This window comes from Moorena sp. SIO1F2 (assembly GCF_010672755.1).
GTDB lineage: Bacteria > Cyanobacteriota > Cyanobacteriia > Cyanobacteriales > Coleofasciculaceae > Moorena.
Window position 1 is genome coordinate 1 of the sequence record NZ_JAAHFV010000018.1, and the last position, 16,461, is coordinate 16,461.

Annotated in this window: 21 protein-coding genes, 1 other RNA gene and 1 pseudogene; 8 read left to right on the top strand and 15 right to left on the bottom strand. The window is 44.7% G+C overall.

The window, feature by feature from the left end; translation table 11 throughout:
- From F6J94_RS03915 to F6J94_RS03935, 5 genes are all read right to left on the bottom strand, one after another.
- Window positions 1-771 (bottom strand): Gfo/Idh/MocA family oxidoreductase (locus tag F6J94_RS03915; RefSeq protein ID WP_293037043.1); only part of this gene is annotated, 771 nt, incomplete at its 3' end.
- Window positions 768-1,481 (bottom strand): ribonuclease III, encoded by a 714-nt coding sequence (rnc, locus tag F6J94_RS03920; protein ID WP_075903932.1) that lies wholly within the window; start codon window positions 1,479-1,481, stop codon window positions 768-770. The genes rnc and F6J94_RS03915, both read right to left, overlap by 4 nt.
- A gap of 87 nt (window positions 1,482-1,568) precedes the next feature.
- Window positions 1,569-2,013, bottom strand: an RNA gene (gene rnpB / locus F6J94_RS03925) — RNase P RNA component class A.
- A gap of 146 nt (window positions 2,014-2,159) precedes the next feature.
- On the bottom strand, window positions 2,160-2,540 hold the full coding sequence (locus F6J94_RS03930) for a hypothetical protein (RefSeq protein ID WP_293037046.1): 381 nt from the start codon (window positions 2,538-2,540) through the stop codon (window positions 2,160-2,162).
- Entirely contained in the window at window positions 2,512-3,099 is a 588-nt protein-coding gene (locus tag F6J94_RS03935; RefSeq protein ID WP_293037049.1) for a Panacea domain-containing protein, read from the bottom strand. The genes F6J94_RS03930 and F6J94_RS03935 overlap by 29 nt, the downstream gene beginning before the upstream one ends.
- Before the next feature lie 633 nt (window positions 3,100-3,732).
- Between F6J94_RS03935 and mgtE the strand changes: the two genes are divergently transcribed.
- From mgtE to psbC, 3 genes and pseudogenes are all read left to right on the top strand, one after another.
- Window positions 3,733-5,124, top strand: a complete 1,392-nt coding sequence (gene mgtE, locus F6J94_RS03940; RefSeq protein ID WP_293037052.1) for a magnesium transporter — start codon at window positions 3,733-3,735, stop codon at window positions 5,122-5,124.
- Between the two features lie 305 nt (window positions 5,125-5,429).
- Window positions 5,430-6,035, top strand: a pseudogene (locus tag F6J94_RS03945) (photosystem II D2 protein (photosystem q(a) protein)); the annotation flags it as partial.
- Window positions 6,036-6,045: 10 nt separating this feature from the next.
- The gene (gene psbC, locus F6J94_RS03950; protein ID WP_293037087.1) at window positions 6,046-7,407 is read left to right on the top strand and encodes a photosystem II reaction center protein CP43; all 1,362 of its coding nucleotides are present in this window, start codon (window positions 6,046-6,048) and stop codon (window positions 7,405-7,407) included.
- Window positions 7,408-7,514: 107 nt separating this feature from the next.
- On the opposite strand, the gene F6J94_RS03955 is transcribed toward psbC, so the two are convergent.
- The gene (locus F6J94_RS03955) at window positions 7,515-8,264 is read right to left on the bottom strand and encodes a 1-acyl-sn-glycerol-3-phosphate acyltransferase (RefSeq protein WP_293037055.1); all 750 of its coding nucleotides are present in this window, start codon (window positions 8,262-8,264) and stop codon (window positions 7,515-7,517) included.
- 266 nt (window positions 8,265-8,530) lie between these two features.
- Here F6J94_RS03955 and F6J94_RS03960 point away from each other — a divergent pair, with 266 nt between their 5' ends.
- On the top strand, window positions 8,531-8,674 hold the full coding sequence (locus F6J94_RS03960; RefSeq protein WP_293037058.1) for a hypothetical protein: 144 nt from the start codon (window positions 8,531-8,533) through the stop codon (window positions 8,672-8,674).
- 160 nt (window positions 8,675-8,834) lie between these two features.
- Here the strand turns inward: F6J94_RS03960 and F6J94_RS03965 are convergent, their stop codons facing one another.
- The gene (locus F6J94_RS03965) at window positions 8,835-9,278 is read right to left on the bottom strand and encodes a nucleoside deaminase (protein ID WP_293037090.1); all 444 of its coding nucleotides are present in this window, start codon (window positions 9,276-9,278) and stop codon (window positions 8,835-8,837) included.
- A 149-nt stretch (window positions 9,279-9,427) separates the two neighbouring features.
- Between F6J94_RS03965 and F6J94_RS03970 the strand changes: the two genes are divergently transcribed.
- Entirely contained in the window at window positions 9,428-9,580 is a 153-nt protein-coding gene (locus tag F6J94_RS03970) for a hypothetical protein (protein ID WP_293037061.1), read from the top strand.
- A gap of 134 nt (window positions 9,581-9,714) precedes the next feature.
- Here the strand turns inward: F6J94_RS03970 and petJ are convergent, their stop codons facing one another.
- From petJ to F6J94_RS03985, 3 genes are all read right to left on the bottom strand, one after another.
- The gene (petJ, locus tag F6J94_RS03975) at window positions 9,715-10,047 is read right to left on the bottom strand and encodes a cytochrome c6 PetJ (protein ID WP_075901472.1); all 333 of its coding nucleotides are present in this window, start codon (window positions 10,045-10,047) and stop codon (window positions 9,715-9,717) included.
- A 160-nt stretch (window positions 10,048-10,207) separates the two neighbouring features.
- Entirely contained in the window at window positions 10,208-10,573 is a 366-nt protein-coding gene (gene petE, locus F6J94_RS03980; protein WP_293037064.1) for a plastocyanin, read from the bottom strand.
- Between the two features lie 341 nt (window positions 10,574-10,914).
- Entirely contained in the window at window positions 10,915-11,199 is a 285-nt protein-coding gene (locus F6J94_RS03985) for a hypothetical protein (protein WP_293037067.1), read from the bottom strand.
- Between the two features lie 20 nt (window positions 11,200-11,219).
- Here F6J94_RS03985 and F6J94_RS03990 point away from each other — a divergent pair, with 20 nt between their 5' ends.
- Window positions 11,220-12,773 (top strand): FAD-binding oxidoreductase, encoded by a 1,554-nt coding sequence (locus F6J94_RS03990; RefSeq protein WP_293037070.1) that lies wholly within the window; start codon window positions 11,220-11,222, stop codon window positions 12,771-12,773.
- Between the two features lie 61 nt (window positions 12,774-12,834).
- On the opposite strand, the gene F6J94_RS03995 is transcribed toward F6J94_RS03990, so the two are convergent.
- From F6J94_RS03995 to F6J94_RS04005, 3 genes are read right to left on the bottom strand one after another with little or no spacing between them, the layout of a single operon-like run.
- Complete coding sequence (locus F6J94_RS03995; protein ID WP_293020711.1) at window positions 12,835-13,176, bottom strand: XisI protein; 342 nt, start codon at window positions 13,174-13,176, stop codon at window positions 12,835-12,837.
- A complete protein-coding gene (locus F6J94_RS04000) occupies window positions 13,164-13,391 on the bottom strand; it encodes an element excision factor XisH family protein (RefSeq protein ID WP_367142157.1) in 228 nt (75 codons plus the stop codon). The genes F6J94_RS03995 and F6J94_RS04000 overlap by 13 nt, the downstream gene beginning before the upstream one ends.
- Window positions 13,336-13,623 carry an element excision factor XisH family protein gene (locus F6J94_RS04005; RefSeq protein WP_293037074.1) on the bottom strand — a complete coding sequence of 96 codons (288 nt, stop codon included), beginning with the start codon at window positions 13,621-13,623 and terminating at the stop codon, window positions 13,336-13,338. Before F6J94_RS04005 ends, F6J94_RS04000 begins: the two co-directional genes overlap by 56 nt.
- A 159-nt stretch (window positions 13,624-13,782) precedes the next feature.
- Here F6J94_RS04005 and F6J94_RS04010 point away from each other — a divergent pair, with 159 nt between their 5' ends.
- Both F6J94_RS04010 and F6J94_RS04015 read left to right on the top strand, forming a co-directional pair.
- Window positions 13,783-13,947 carry a hypothetical protein gene (locus F6J94_RS04010; protein WP_293037077.1) on the top strand — a complete coding sequence of 55 codons (165 nt, stop codon included), beginning with the start codon at window positions 13,783-13,785 and terminating at the stop codon, window positions 13,945-13,947.
- A 15-nt stretch (window positions 13,948-13,962) separates the two neighbouring features.
- On the top strand, window positions 13,963-14,118 hold the full coding sequence (locus F6J94_RS04015; RefSeq protein WP_293037093.1) for a type II toxin-antitoxin system HicB family antitoxin: 156 nt from the start codon (window positions 13,963-13,965) through the stop codon (window positions 14,116-14,118).
- A 275-nt stretch (window positions 14,119-14,393) separates the two neighbouring features.
- On the opposite strand, the gene F6J94_RS04020 is transcribed toward F6J94_RS04015, so the two are convergent.
- Together F6J94_RS04020 and F6J94_RS04025 are read right to left on the bottom strand one after the other, a co-directional pair.
- The gene (locus F6J94_RS04020) at window positions 14,394-15,695 is read right to left on the bottom strand and encodes a Pvc16 family protein (RefSeq protein WP_293037080.1); all 1,302 of its coding nucleotides are present in this window, start codon (window positions 15,693-15,695) and stop codon (window positions 14,394-14,396) included.
- Window positions 15,695-16,461 (bottom strand): hypothetical protein (locus F6J94_RS04025; protein ID WP_293037084.1); only part of this gene is annotated, 767 nt, incomplete at its 5' end. The genes F6J94_RS04025 and F6J94_RS04020, both read right to left, overlap by 1 nt.

Consider the following 16,461-nt stretch of genomic DNA (forward strand, 5'->3'; position numbering starts at 1 on the left):
TGGGGTTGAAGGTTTAAGGTTATTGGGTTGAAGGTTAGGAGGTTGAAGGTTAGGAGGTTGAAGGTTAGGAGGTTGAAGGTTAGGAGGTTGAAGGTTATCGGGTTGAAGGTTATCGGGTTTAAGGTTATCTGTTGTAACCGGCAAGTTGCTAACTTGAAAGTCTTTTTGAAACTGTAGCCACACCCTACCAGTAGCTTGGACTTGAACAGGTAGCTGTCCTAAGCAATGGTTGAAAATAGCAATGTCGTGAATGGCTAAATCCCAGAGAGAATCGACATCTTGACGTACTGGTCCTAAGTTAGTACGGGCGGCGTATCCATAGCGTAAGTCTCCTAAGCATTCCGAGTTCACAACCTCTTGAGCCCGCTTGACCGCTGGGTGAAATAGATAGGTATGGTCAACCATGAGCTGTCGCTGCTTTTCTTGAGCCAGGTGGCACAATTCTAGACACTCAGCTACATCAAGGGTTAAGGGTTTTTCTGCTAGGACGTGTTTCCCCTGCTGTAGAGCATCCTTAATTAGGGTGTAATGGGTAACTGCTGGAGTAGCAATTACCACTGCCTCAATTGTCGGGAGATCCCGTATCGATTCCCAATCTGTTGCCAAACGTACCTCAGGAGCTAGGTTATATTTATCTTTAATAGCTGCCAAGGTTTCTGGGTATGGATCAACCACTGCCACTAAGCAAGCATCAGGGTGTGTCAAGAAATTCCTGACCAAGTGTTTCCCCCAGCGACCTGCTCCCAATATCGCTACTCCGGTTTCTTTCATTTTTGCCCTCTCAATTCCAGAAATGCCTGTTTGGCTGCTGCTTGTTCCGCAGCTTTTTTCGATCTTCCTGTACCTTCACCTAATTGTCGATTTTTTAGCCAAACTTGGGCAGTGAAGCGGTTGTTTGCCCCATGCACTTGCAGGTTTTCGGTCAGATGATACTTTGGGAGCAGTTTGTAGTGAGCTTGAGTCCATTCCTGAAGAGCATCTTTGTAGTTTTGGCGGGCGGGGTCTTGACGAATTTCAGTAGTCAGTTTTTGTAAGTGAGGGTCTAGCCAAGGACGGACTAATTCTAGGGTATGGGTACTTAAATATAATGCTCCCAATACTGCTTCAAAGGCATCAGCTAACCGGGATGTTTCCCCAGCTTTGTTACCAGCGGCACTATTGGAAACCAGTAAATAACGCTCTAGACCATAGCTGCGAGCGAGTTGAGACAGAATGCGATCGCTTACCAGTACGGAACGAATGGCAGCAAACTCACCAACGGAAGAGTTGGGATAATTTTCCCATAGCCATTCTGAGCTAGCTAAACGTATTACAGCATCACCAACAAACTCCAACTGCTCATAGTTGTGTTCTGCTGAGATACTACAGTGAGTCAGTGCTAAATCTAGCAATGACCAATTCACAGCTTTTGTCTGAGATAGTCCTAACTTTTGAACTAACTTCTCTAATTGCTTCTGACGACGGGGGTCTTTGATGGTCATGGGTGTCTGTTGTCGTGAGTCGGAGAGTCCTTGGTAACTAACCAGAGTCTGCAAGAAGTCTAATGACTAACGACTTATAGCTAAATTGAGAGAAAGTCGGACATAAGCCGGGTTCTGTTCTCCCTAGCAACAATGAAAAAGCTACTAAAGAGGGTGGTTATCTATCTAGGACGGCTGTTACCAGACGCCTCATGCGGTTCTCCATATCCGGAACTGGTAAAAGACCAACCGTAGTTCCTCTCGACCTTGCTCCCAACCGGGGTTTACCGAGCCAGCACCTCTCGATGCTGCTGGTGCGCTCTTACCACACCTTTGCACCCTTACCTGTGAAAGAATCAGGAAAAAGGCAGGAAGAATAGATTCATCCTGGAGCCTTCTACCTTTATCCTTCCCATCGGCGGTATGTTTCTGTGGCACTATCCTCACGGTCACCCGCACTGGGCGTTACCCAGCAAGTTTGGTCTTTCGGGAGCCCGGACTTTCCTCAGACTCGCAGAAAAATGCGAATCCGCAACCACCTGCGCCTACTTTCTCTCTACTCTAGTTTAGTATTGATTAGCAGTTGGTTGTTAGCTGCTGGAGTTTGAGTCAATCCAGAGGCACAGAGCATTATCTGTTCCAGGAGCAGCAACTCGGGAAATGCGATGCTCCTTTAGAGCCGCTACGCGAACGCAAAAGCTAATCCTCTAGAATTTGTTGGATCACACTCCTAAGATCTTTGTCATCAGGGCGTTTTTCGAACTGCTTATGAGTGTATATCCAAACAAGTTTAATAACTGATGTCGTGGTATTAACTAAATACATCAATCTGATTTGTCCAGAAGCACCTTTGGACACCGTAAACTCCAGCTTATGAAATGTCCATCCTTCATCATATAAGTTAGTCTTTTTTGGTAAAGGTTCTTGGCGGTACTTTCTGGGATATGGGTCTTGTTTTAAATTTTCTACGATTTGGGTGACAAGCTCAACAAAGCTATTCCCGTGAAATTTCGCAAGTTTTTTTAAAGAACGCTTGAACTTATGTGACGCTTCAATCGAGAAGGGATTTGATCCAGTCACTCACTTCTCCTTTACAAATAAGATTTGAAGATGATGAAGTAAAAGCTTCCTCCAAAACTGCTGATATCACCGATTCATATGCAGGGTGCTGACGTTCTATTTCATCAAGCTTCTGCTCACCTAATGCTTTCATATCCTTACGAAGAATTGGCTCAGTTGAGCTAGCGTCAGATGGTAAACCTTTGCGAGCTTTTTGCCAAGGAAACTCGCCATGGGTCATATTACTAAGTCTAAAAGCATGGTAGCTACCAAAATATTCCCAAGTTTCTTCTAGAAGCTCTATCTTATTATCAGGGATATTGGAGAGGAAGTCTTTTTTAGGGATAGGTAATTGCTTAGCTTCAAACTCACTGTAAAACCTGTAAGCACGAGGACACACAGGACCGTATCGCCATGCTTGAATTTCTTCATCAAACAATGGCTGATCGTAAAGCGCTAGATGTAGACTTTGTGCATAGTAAAGAAGCTTTTGAAGCTTCATGTTGGTCATTTCAGCTTCCATGCCATCATCGTAAGCTTTTACGATGAAGTAGCGAGCCGCATTGAGACAATCAAGCATAATTAGACTCGCAAATCTAATTTAAATAACCTTTAATAGTAGCAATTTATCATAATTGCTTGTGTTTACCATTATAACCCAAAATAAGTCAATAGTACATTTATACTATTGACTAGACCAGTTGTTCGCGTAGCATGGCCAAAAGGCCATCGATAGCAATCCGATTTTAGTGGTGAAACACCAGAAGAGGGAGAGAAGGGTAAGAAGGGAAAGAATTTCACCATTTTTATTAATAAATTAATTAATATCGGTGTGGATCAGGTACAGGGAAATCTAGCTTGATGGGATCACTATGCAATAACTATTGCGCTGAAAATACTCTTCGACGATAATGCCTCAAGTAGTGCCATTGGTGAATATCGGAATCCAAAGGATAGTTGCGTCAGTGACCAATTAAGAAACAAAGGTTTTGATAACTGTGTTAACTTTGGTTAAGTTAACTGAAACCTGATTAGCAGTAAAAATGGTTCGTATTTTACATTTCTTAATAAATTGATATAAAACTAATTACCAAGTACTAATTACCAATTACCAATTACCAATTACCGATGAGTCTTGGAGCAGGTACAAAAGCATCTAGACTTGAGTCAGCACTGAAAAACAAGTAAAACCTACTCAAGAGGAGGGTTTGCATTGACTGAAAACCAAATTTCCCTCCAGACAATCTCGCGTAGTGAACTGCGACAGCTGGTGCGTTCTCAGCTGCAGATACTGCTGGAGCAAGGTAATCTTCAGGGTGCTAAGCAAGTGCTGGTACCAGTACAACCAGTAGACATTGCGGAAGCGATTGAAGGATTACCAGAAGCAATGCAAGTGATTGCCTTCCGTTTATTGTCTAAATCTGAGGCCATTGAGGTGTATGAAAATCTTGACTCCAGTGTCCAACAGTCTCTAGTTGAGAAGTTTAAACATCAGGAGGTACTGGATATCGTAGATAAGATGTCGCCAGATGATCGAGCCAGGTTGTTTGATGAGTTACCAGCTAAGGTCGTCCGACGCTTGCAGTCACAGTTAAGTCCCAAGGAGCGCCGAGCGACAGCTCTGTTGTTGGGGTATGAGGAGGGAACAGCAGGGCGAATCATGACCCCTGAATATATTTCCCTCAAGGAAAACTTGACAGTTAGCGAGACATTGGATCAGATTCGTAGCTTAGCCAAAACCTCGGAAGTCGTATATTACCTATATATAACCGATAACTCTCGACACTTGACTGGGATTGTTTCCCTGCGGGATTTGGTGATTTCTGCCACCGAGACCACCATGGGTGAAATTATGACTCGTGATGTGGTATATGTCTATACCTATGCGGGCCAGGAAGAGGTAGCACGGATGATCCAACGCTATGATTTCCTGGCTGTACCAGTGGTTGACCGGGAGCAGCGTCTAGTGGGTATTGTCACTGTGGATGATGTGATTGATATCTTGGAGCAGGAAGCAACAGAAGATATGTACGCGGTTGGTGGTGGTGTCCAATCGGAGGGGGATAATTATTTCCAAACCAATTTATTCACAGTTGCCCGCCGACGGGTAGTTTGGTTATTTGTATTGTTACTCACTAATACGGTTACGGGTACGATTATAAAGTCTCAAGAGTCTATTTTGCAGCAGGTTGTTGCCCTAGCAGCTTTTATCCCTTTACTCACTGGCACTGGTGGGAATGTGGGAGCTCAGTCTTCTACGGTGGTGATTCGCGGCTTAAATACTGATGAAATTCGTGACTTAGGCCCCGGTCAAGTGATTTGGCGAGAGGCACTGGCGGGGTTATTACTAGGAGTAATTTTGGGTACGATGGCTACTGGATGGGCTTACTGGTTACAAGGAGATTTTTCAGTTGCCCTATCGGTGGGAGTGAGTCTGATTGCGATCGCACTTTTAGCATCAATTGCCGGTTCAGCCCTACCGTTTCTGTTCCGTCACCTAGGCTTAGACCCAGCTCTGATGTCCGCACCATTTATTACAACAGTTGTTGATGTCTTAGGTGTGCTGATTTATTTCAATATTGCTAAATCAGTCTTAGGGCTTTAGCATGCATGCTAAAGGGAACAGGGAACAGGGCACAGGGAACAGTCAACAGGCAACAAAAAACCATAATTTGTACTTAAAATTGTCGCAAATCGCTAAAATTAACTGTATTATTAAATTTATAATTAGGGCGAGCTGAATAAGTCGTAACCCTTGAGTTATTAAGGTTTTGAGGACTAATGAATGCTTCCCCCACCTGCGTTCTCGTGGTGGGGGTGTCCGTCTTGATTACAAGGGTTTATCCCTCGCGACAGGCGGCATTCCCGCCGAACACCCAGGACTTTTGCTGGAGTGCTCCCCCAAGTCCAGTATTTGTCAGCGTGTTCCTGATGTACCCATTGGGACAGTCGAGCTGGTTCTTTGCTCCTAGCTTCGGAGTAGCAGGTATCTTCCGTTTCATCCTGTTCCTGCAAGGCTTCCACAACTGGACACTCAATCCCTTCCACATGATGGGGGTAGCCGGGGTACTCGGTGGTGCTCTGCTGTGTGCTATTCATGGGGCAACGGTAGAAAATACTCTGTTCCAGGATGGTGACAAAGCCAATACCTTCCGGGCGTTCAACCCGACCCAAGCGGAAGAGACCTACTCCATGGTCACCGCTAACCGCTTCTGGTCTCAAATCTTCGGAATTGCCTTCTCCAACAAGCGCTGGTTACACTTCTTCATGTTGTTTGTGCCAGTAACTGGCTTGTGGATGAGTGCAGTAGGAATTGTAGGTTTAGCATTGAACCTGCGAGCCTATGACTTCGTGTCCCAGGAAATCCGGGCAGCAGAAGATCCAGAATTTGAAACGTTCTATACCAAGAACATTTTGCTAAATGAGGGTCTGCGGGCTTGGATGGCTCCAGCAGACCAACCTCACCAAAACTTTGAGTTCCCTGAGGAGGTACTACCGCGTGGTAACGCTCTCTAATAATATTGGTATGGTTGCGGGCAATCGCGACCAAGAATCTTCCGGTTTCGCCTGGTGGTCTGGTAATGCCCGTCTGATCAACCTTTCTGGTAAGTTGCTGGGAGCTCATGTTTCCCATGCTGGCCTGATCGTTTTCTGGGCTGGCGCAATGACCCTATTTGAGGTTGCTCACTACATTCCCGAAAAGCCTGTGTTCGAGCAGGGATTGATTCTAATCCCTCACATGGCTACTTTGGGTTGGGGTGTTGGTCCTGGTGGCGAAATTATTGACACTTTCCCCTACTTTGTTATTGGTGTCCTACACCTGATTTCTTCTGCCGTATTGGGCTTTGGCGGTATTTATCACGCCGTTCGTGGTCCTGAAGCCTTAGAAAGTTATTCTAACTTCTTTGGTTACGACTGGAAGGATAAGAACAAGATGACTAGTATCATCGGGTTCCACCTGATCATCTTAGGATTGGGTGCCTTCTTGCTGGTGATCAAGGCTATGTTCGTCGGCGGTGTTTATGACTCTTGGGCACCGGGTGGTGGTGCTGTTCGTTTGATCACTAACCCAACCCTGAACCCTGGTGTGATCTTCGGCTACTTAGTCGATGCTCCCTTCGGTGGTGAAGGTTGGATTATTGGTGTCAACAACATGGAAGACATCATCGGCGGTCATATCTGGATTGGTCTGATCTGCATCTTTGGTGGTGTATTCCACATTCTGACTAAACCCTTCGGCTGGGCTCGTCGTGCCTTTGTCTGGTCTGGAGAAGCTTACCTCTCCTACAGCTTAGGTGCCTTGTCCATGATGGGCTTCATTTGCTCTTGCTACGTGTGGTTCAACAACACCGCTTATCCTAGCGAGTTCTATGGTCCTACCAATGCTGAAGCGTCTCAAGCTCAGTCTTTCGTATTCTTAGCCCGTGACCAACGCCTAGGTGCTAACATTGCGTCTTCCCAAGGGCCTACTGGTCTGGGTAAATACCTGATGCGCTCTCCTACTGGTGAAATCATCTTCGGTGGTGAAACCATGCGCTTCTGGGATTTCCAAGGTCCGTGGTTGGAGCCTCTACGGGGTCCCAATGGTCTGGATGTTAACAAGCTCAGAAATGACATTCAGCCTTGGCAGCTACGTCGTGCTGCTGAGTACATGACCCATGCTCCTAACGGTTCCATCAACTCTGTAGGTGGTATTATTACTGAGGCAAATTCCTTCAACTATGTCAACCCTCGTGCTTGGTTGGCTAGTTTCCACTTTGTGATGGCTTTCTTCTTCCTAGTTGGTCACCTCTGGCACGCTGGTCGTGCACGGGCTGCCGCTGCTGGATTCGAGAAAGGTATTGAGCGTGAAACTGAAGCTGTACTGAGTATGCCTGACCTTGACTAGGTGATTGGATTGAGTGAATAACTCAATACTAAATCAGACTAAGAAAGGCTAATTAAAGGCTAAGTAATAGCTAACTAAAGCTAAGTGATTTTTACAGCTCCTGTACTCTACAGGAGCTTTTTTTTGGAACAGTTTTGTGGATAACTCTTGTCTAAGTTGGTCATCGCTGTATGCAGGTCATGGGTAAGCTGTGCAGCTCCTTTTTTAACTGACTTGGTACTATAATCTGCTACACTAATCGGGGATCCAACAGTAACTGTGACATCACAACCCCATGTAGGGATAGGCTGGCTATAATTAAGAGAAATCGGTACAATATTGAGACCAATACCAGGGTGAGATGATTCTACCTGCAAGGCAATACGAGCCATACCAGGTTTTAAGGGGTTTACTTCACCATTACGGAAGATATTGCCTTCAGGAAACATTACCAGTGCTTCGCCATTACTCAGAAGTTCCACAGTGTGGCGGATACTGCTAATTCCTCCACGTCCAGTATTTACGGGGAACCCTCCTAGGCGACGGATCAACCAACCCTGTAGGCCATAGATTTCATTGGCTGAGACCATATACCGCAAGTCACGTCCGGTTACGGGTTTACCAACGGCGTAAGGAACCATTAACGCATCCCAACGAGAGCGATGGGTGGGAGCTAAAATAATAGGACCTGTCTTAGGAACGTTCTCTTGCCCTGTTACGGTAAGTTGACCAAAATGAAACGGAATGACAACACGCCGTGCTAAGGGATAGATAATGTTAATTAACCCGTGGCAAATACCAGAATCTACAGACATGGCTTTTATGGGGTTACCGTGATCGTTACCATAATCAGAAGTGCTTTTTAACGTTGTTGTCATTGGTCAATCCTACTTACTGCAAGTAGAGCTAAACTATGAATGATCAAGGGTTTTTACTAAATCCTTAACCTTCACTTCTACTGTATGTGGTTTCGAACTCAATATTTGACACTCACAGGACACTTCTTGTGGTGTCATGCCCTTGTCTGTTGGCTATCTATAGGAAGGCTATTAATGGTGTGGCTGAAGTTAACTTGCTAAAGTTAATCAGTTTTAGGGGTAAGGGAGCAGGGAGCAGGGAGTAGGGAGTAGGGAAAGAGAGGGAAGTGTTGGAAGTGTTGGTAGATTGGGAGATCGGTAGATCGGGAGATCGGGAGTCAGATCAGCAACTCCATGAAGACTGCGGAGGTATAGCAGAAGTCAGAAGTCAGAAGTCAGAAGTCAGAAGTCAAACTCTTGCGCTTACTTAGGTTTGAGACTTTTGTCATGTCCGCGCCTGCCCTGGCGACTGCTATACAAAGAATTTTTGCCCAGGTTCGACTTCCCTGTTCTTTCTTCCCTGTTCCCTACTCCCTACTCCCTACTCCCTAAAACCCCAAGGGTGTCAGCAACTCACCCAAGGTCGAATTGCTATTGTCTTTTGCGTCGCTCGGTAAACCAAGATTGTAACTGTTCCCGACAAACGGATTCCATAATTCCCGCTATTACTGGCAACCGGTGATTAGAACAAGCACTATCAGGAAGATTAGCAACGGTGCGAATGCTGCCAGTTTTAGGATCGTCCACACCATAAACCAGAAGACCGAGTCGTGCTAAGATAATCGCTCCGGCACACATGGGACAAGGTTCCAAGGTAACGTAGAGAGTGCAGGTATTAAGATGCCAGCTTTGCAGCTGTTGACCAGCAGCACGGAGTGCCAGGATTTCGGCATGAGCAGTGGGGTCTTTGTCCCGCTCTCGACGATTCTCTCCTGTAGCAATTAACTTACCTTCACTGTCTACAATCACGGCACCCACTGGTACCTCACCCGCTTCACCAGCTTTCTGGGCAATCTCTATGGCAATTCCAGCCAGATAGTTGAAACTTGAGACTTGAAACTTGAGACTTGAGACTTGAAAATCCTACCTTTGCGCATTCGCGAATTCTCTTGAATTCCCAATTCTTAATTCTTAATTCTTAATTCTTAATTCTTAATTCTAAATTCTTAATTCATTCATGGCTGGTGCGTTACGGCGCTCCTGACGTAAACTCTAAACTGTTGCTAGTTGATTACGCCGCACCTAACGCACCCTACTGGCGTGGCACTGAAATCCTTGACAAGACAGAGGGGCGCAGACCGCGCCATCGACATCCTTCTGCTGACTGCTTACCTTAATTAATTTTGAAACAGCCATGGCTGGTGCGTTACGGCGCTTCTGGCGTAAACTCTAAACTGTTGCTAGTTTATTGAACACCGCGCCTAACGCACCCTACGGGATGATTTATTAAAAACTAGTCACTTAATGCAGTCTACCACTTATCAGCCTGGTCTAAAACATAAGCAGCTACATTTTCAATTTGGTCGGGTTTTAAACGACCACCAAAGCGAGGCATAGCTCCTTTGCCGTTTGTGACTTGTTTGATGATAGCTGCAGCAGAATACATCCCAAATTTCTCCAGGGCCTCCTTCTTCAGATTTTTCATGGGTATGACTCTGTTTACACCGCCCTGATGACAAGCATTGCAGTTAGCGTTAAATACCGCTTCTCCTTTAGCCGCATCACCAGCAGCTAAAGCGGAATCAGGGAAGCTGAACGTTATTAAAGCGAAAACTAGCAGAATCGCAATTAGTATTTTTTTCAAAGTGTTTCTCCTCTTAGTATGGCGTTAAGCCAGATATTAGCGTTCACTAAGAGGAGGAACTCTGTCAAACGACAGGCTGTCAAAGTTATAACAAAAGTTAACAAAATAAGGTGGGCATTGCCCACCTTATTCCTAGAGATATATTACTTAATTGATGCGACTATTTCACAATAACTTTGCCAGTCATACCTGCACCACGGTGGGGTGCGCAGAAATACTTGTAAGTTCCAGTCTGATCAAATGTGGCTGTAAAGGATTCACCTGGTTTGTAGGCATACTTTTTGTGAGATTTGTCTGCTGCATCTCCTTCGAAGATTACGTTGTGAGGAAACATCTTCTTATTAACCCACTTAACGGTATCTCCAGCAGAAATGGTAACTTCATTAGGAACAAATTGCATGGGAAAACCTTTAGTCGAACCCATGTCCACTTCTACGGTAGCTGCAGTAGCAGGTGCTACGGACATCGCAAAGGTGGCGATGGCCAGTAAGAGACTAGCAAGAACTAAACCTAGTTTTTTGAACATTTTCTTGATTCACTTGCCGCTGAATACCCCATCCTAGTTTGGGCGGGGAGGAAGCCGGGCGGCGGATACAGCTTCCTTTGGCTAAACGAGCGATTGAGCAAGGCAACAGGGGGAAACCCCCATTCGCACTTTGCATCAAAACAATGACGAATATTTCGTCGTGGTAATTATTTTAATATTCAAGTATGACAATTTGTCATACTTTGTTTTGGGAATAGTGATTTTGTTACAAATCTCAAGATTTCGATGCTCTTAAGCTGTAGAGCACGATTGATGGATTCTACGTAAGCATGCAGCGATCAGCGGTCAGCAATCAGCGGTCAGCCGTCAGTGGTCAGCGGTCAGCCGTGAGCCTTCGGCCAATGGCTGTTCGCGTAGCGCTTAAGCTGATAAATGATAACTGATAACTGATAACTGATAACTGATAACTGATAACTGATAACTGATAACTGATAACTGAATGCTGAATGCTGAATGCTGAATGCTGAATGCTGAATGCTGAATGCTGATAACTGATAGCTGATAGCTGAATGCTTAAGTGCGATCGCGTAGCGTGACCTACGGTCAATCGCATCAGCCTCTGAGCCTTGTGGAAATTTAAAATAAAACAGAGAAAGTCTTAGCATCTAAGTATCAACCAACATCCATGAGTCAAACCGAACAAATCCTATCCCAGTTACCTGGTGATGTTCTCGGACGCCTGCGCAGTGCTGACAAAGTCTGGAAAGCCTTACGAGATGGCACAACTCCAATCCCAGAGGTGATTACAGAAACCGAAGAGGGATTAGGCACCCTAGACTTGGATGTAGTAATCTGTGGCGGTACCTTGGGAATTCTGATTGGTGCTGCTCTACAACAGCGAGGCTGGCGAGTTGCCGTAGTTGAACGGGGGGTTTTGCGCGGTAGAGACCAAGAGTGGAATATCTCTCGCCAAGAACTGGAGGTATTCCTGGAACTTGAGTTACTCTCAACGGCGGAATTAGAAAATGCGATCGCATCCGAGTATAACCCAGCTCGGATCAGTTTTTTCCAGGGTCCTGATTTCTTGGTAAACGACGTACTCAACATTGGTGTTGACCCAGTCTTTCTGCTCGATACCCTCAAAGCCAAATTTTTAGCTGTGGGAGGTAAGCTCTTTGAAAAGACATCCTTTACACAAGCCACTATTCATCCCGATGGCGTCTCAATGGGGTTAAAAGTTAACCCATCGGAGGTTGAAAGGTTGAAGGTTGAAAGGTTGAAGGTTGACCCTTTGGAGGTTGACCGGTTGGAGGTTGAAAGTTCTAACTTGGAACCTTCAACCGATACTAACTTGGAACCTTCAACCGATACCAACCTCGAACCTTCAACCCAAACCAACCTTCAACCTTCAACCGATACCAACCTCGAACCTTCAACCCAAACCAACCTTCAACCTTCAACCAACACAAACCTCCAACCTTCAACCAACACAAACCTTCAACCTTCAACCCAAACAAACCTTCAACCTGTAACCGAACTTAAAGCTCGCTTACTGATAGATGCCATGGGACATTTTTCCCCAATTGTGCAGCAAGTCAGGCAAGGTCAGAAACCAGAAGGAGTTTGTTTAGTGGTTGGTAGCTGTGCTCAAGGCTATCCTAAAAATGACATGGGGGATTTAATTGTATCCTTCACTCCTATCCAAAATCAATGTCAATATTTCTGGGAAGCATTTCCAGCTCGTGATGGTAGAACAACTTATTTATTTACCTACTTAGATGCTAATCCCGAACGTCCTAGTTTAGAATTTTTATGTGACGAATACTTTCGTCTGTTACCAGAATACCAGGGAGTAGACTTATCCCAACTTGACTTTAAACGAGTACTATTTGGCTTTTTTCCTTCCTATCAAAAAAGCCCCCTAAGAATGCCTTGGAATCGGATTTTACCCATAGGGGATAGCAGTGGTGGGCAATCACCAGTCAGTTTTGGTGGATTTGGTTCCATGGTCAGACATTTAAAGCGTCTAAGTAATGGAATTAATGAAGCCTTGGACTATGATTTGCTAGACCGGAATGCTTTAGCCCAACTACAACCCTATCAGCCTAATATTGGCGTAACTTGGATGTTTCAACGAACCATGAGTGTTGGCATCAAGCAACAATTAGCACCAAATCAAATTAATCAATTACTCACTGGTGTATTCCAAGCCATGGCAAACCTAGGAGGAAGGGCTTAAGCACATCATCTCCTAGGTTTGCCANTTGTCCATTTGCCCACCCTACAAGATTAGCGATCGCCTAAGCAACAGCAAAATCTGTGTATTGTCGCATTTTTGGCTCATGAAACGCTAAGACAATATCCTCTTTGGGAACTCCAGCACGGACAAGGTCGGTAGCAATTCCTTCTTCTGTCCAGTCTTCCTCAATCCAAAATTTTCCTTCTCGAAGACGAACATATACGGTCATTCCGGTAATTTTTTCTCCATTTTGCCATCCTAAATTCATCCAAATATAGTGACCATTTGCTTCATCCGCAATCAGAAAATTATCAATCGCCTCCTGAGAACGTTTTTGACATAATTCGATATAGTCAGTTAATAGTTGTTTGATAATATTGGGGTATTGGGCTAATTTATCCATTGTCTTACCTCTTCTAATTCAGTATCTACAATAATTAAGGGAAGTTGATGTCTAGTGACTATTAATTGAATCACATCTTGAGTAAAAAAGTTTTTGTAGGCAATGCTACTAATAGCTAGATAAAGTTTTCGTTCAGGTGCAGTTTCATCATGCAGTCGCTCATGGGGGAAACCCCCAAGACCGCGCTGCATCCAGAAGATAGCGATAGATATCATATTGACCAAGAGCTTCTTTTAAATCTTGCAATTTTGATGTACCGACAAAGCTTTTGACTTCAACCACAAGTTTTTGTTCATTTCGTTGAACCGCAATGGGCCGTTCAGCTCCTAGATCGGCATAGAGTTTTGTTTTTCTATATTCAATAATATAGGGATCGTCAGTGATTATCCATCCATCTTTAATCAGTGCATTTTTCACAGCATTATGAATAATATCCAGTTTCGGCATGATCAATGGGAGCAAAGTATAAGCTTTTGATAAAAGCTGAGCGTATTTTAATCTTAGCTCAACAACACACCATCATGAAATTAGGGTGTGTTAGCTCCCCAGTTGAGGCAAGGAATCCCAACAAATACTTACTGGAAAAAAAGGGGATGGTGTTGGGTTTTGCTCTCCCATAGAATCGATCAGTTTTATCAAAACTATAGATTCCCTCAACCCAATCTACAAGATCGGCGATCGCACTACTCCCTACTCCCTACTCCCTACTCCCTTTGCTATAGATCACAAATAAGTTTAAAACCTATGGACAACAACACTAAACAAATTTAAAATTATACAGTTATTCTGGAAAAAGAATCAGAGGGAGGTTATCACGCTATTTGTCCGATCCTAAAAAGTTGTCATTCTCAAGGAGATTCTTTTGAAGAAGCGATCGATAATATTACAGAAGCTATTGAATTATATATTGAAAGTTTAAGGGCTGATAATCAGCAAATCTAGCGAGAAGATTTAATTGTGAAGCCATTAAGTATCTTGGCATGAGTAATTTTCCCAGTGTCAAACCTAAAGCGATTGCGCATTGGCGCACGCTACGCGATTGACCTACGGTCACGCTACGCGAACGCATTTAGAGAAGGGTTTGGTGGGCAAATTCTGATCATTTGACAAGTTGATCACGAATCATGTCCATTTGCCCACCCTACAAGATTAGCTCCCCATCACCCCATCACCCCATCTCCCCATCACCCCATCTCCCCATCACCCCACACTCCCCATCACCCACTCACCGTTAGCTTCTCGGTTGAGTAAAAAACAGGAGGTGTAACTGTTCGATTCACCAGTAAGCTGTCAACTCCATCCACCCGCAGGCGCACCCAGTAATCCCCAGCAGCAATACCGGTGATATCAAAAACGAGGCTATTGGTCTTCTGGTCTGGTGATGGGTCAGAAGAAGTAGTTGTAACTGATGGCAAAAATTCCGACAAGGGTAACAATTCGCGATCGCTTAACAAAAACCCTACCTGTTGTCCTAGGATCACTGATGAATTGTCTGGCTTCCCTAACCATACCGGTGGATTACAGGTCAAAGTCAACTGCTGCTGGTTTCCGGTAGCTGTAGATATAGTCATTTCCTCGATCTTAGGGGCTAGGGAAAAGGACAGAGCATTAGTCACTTGTTGCTTGCCATTGCGCTTAACCCCAACTGTTACTGTATAAAACCCAGCCAACCATTGATTACCATCAACAGGAAGCTCAACTTCCAGGGTGGTAGCTGTAGCCCCTGGCTTCGGTGTAAGTTGAATGGCTTGGCTGAGACGGGGATGCCTAAACTCTACCACTATAGTCTCTTCACTATCTAAGTGATGACCCCGCAGAGTTAAGTTCTCACCCAAACGAAGGGATGGCTGTTGATTGGGAGTTTGCAGGGTTTCTAGGGTAGGAAAGGAAGAGGTTAAGTCAGGTTGAATGGCAATGCCACTATCACGACCGTTGTTTAGGTTTGGTTCGCCACGGCTTAAGACCGGCAGAGGAGCTTTCACCGCCTGAGCGCTTTCAATTAATACTACGGAAACCTGATAGGCCGCAGAAATCCGATACTGAGTTTGAAAGGTACCCCACAGTTTTGATACTTCTTCCAGGGATAGGGTGATCGGGGTAATGCTAATCCGTTCTACTTGATTGTGCAAGTCACTATCGGGCAATACTCCTTCAATTTGCTTAGGATGGAGCAAGGCATTATCGTGTAGGATACGCATTGCTATTCCTAACAGGCGGTGGTCTTCGATATCGTTATCCTTGCCATAAGCAGTAATCAAGTAATAGAGGTTCAAGGCCAAGGGCGGTTTACTGGTTTCCCCTGGCTTGACCCGATTCGGCATATCTAAATTGCGCCAAGCCGCGTTAGCTAAGCTTTGGTAGAGAAAGATATTAATCTTTTTTTGAGTATTGCCGTTTCCTCCAGCTTTATCCAGGGGCTGAGTGCTTACCTCTGCACCGGCGTCTTCCTGTTCGATGCCTTGCCTGATCAGTTTTTGCAAGGTTTTGGTAACTGCTGCGATCGCAAGAGCATTGCTCATCACCTTCCTCCATTACGGTGTTTCAGGTAATCCTTGAGAGATAGGCTCGAAGCCCTATTTATAGAACGAGTACGACGTGGTGGTGCTGGTGGCTTACTAGCCCGTACGTCTATAGAACCGATGGTTACTTGGATAGTCGGTTTGCTTTGGGATGATGCTTTTCGCGGTAGGGTTGGAGGATGTTCACTGTTGACTGTTGATGCTTCTATTATTTCTGAATTAAATTGATTTGAATTAACCTCAGCAGCTAGTTGGTTTCCTTGATTCAGTTTACCCTGATCGGAGTGTTGAAGATAGGGAGCCTTTTGCTGTGGAACCAAAGGGAATTCTGCTGTAGTCGGTCTTGGTTGATTGCTGTTACTGCTGCTATCGGTATAGTTAGGATTAATCCCTTGTGGTATCAAGGATTGCTGGTAATTAGCGCTATTTGTCTGATTAGTGATCTTATTGTTACTGCTGCTATCGGTATAGTTAGGATTAATCCCTTGTGGTATCAAGGATTGCTGGTAATTAGCGCTATTTGTCTGATTAGTGATCTTATTGTTACTGCTGCTATCGGTATAGTTAGGAGCAATCCCTTGTGGTATCAAGGATTGGGAGTAATTAAGGCTAGTTGGATGATGCCCTATCTTATTATTACTATTGCTATCGGTATAGTTAGGATTAATCCCTGATGGTAGTTTCGATTGCTGATAGTTATCCCTAGTTGGATTATCACTTATCTTGCTCAACGTGCTGCTATCGGTATAGTTAGGAGTAATCCCTA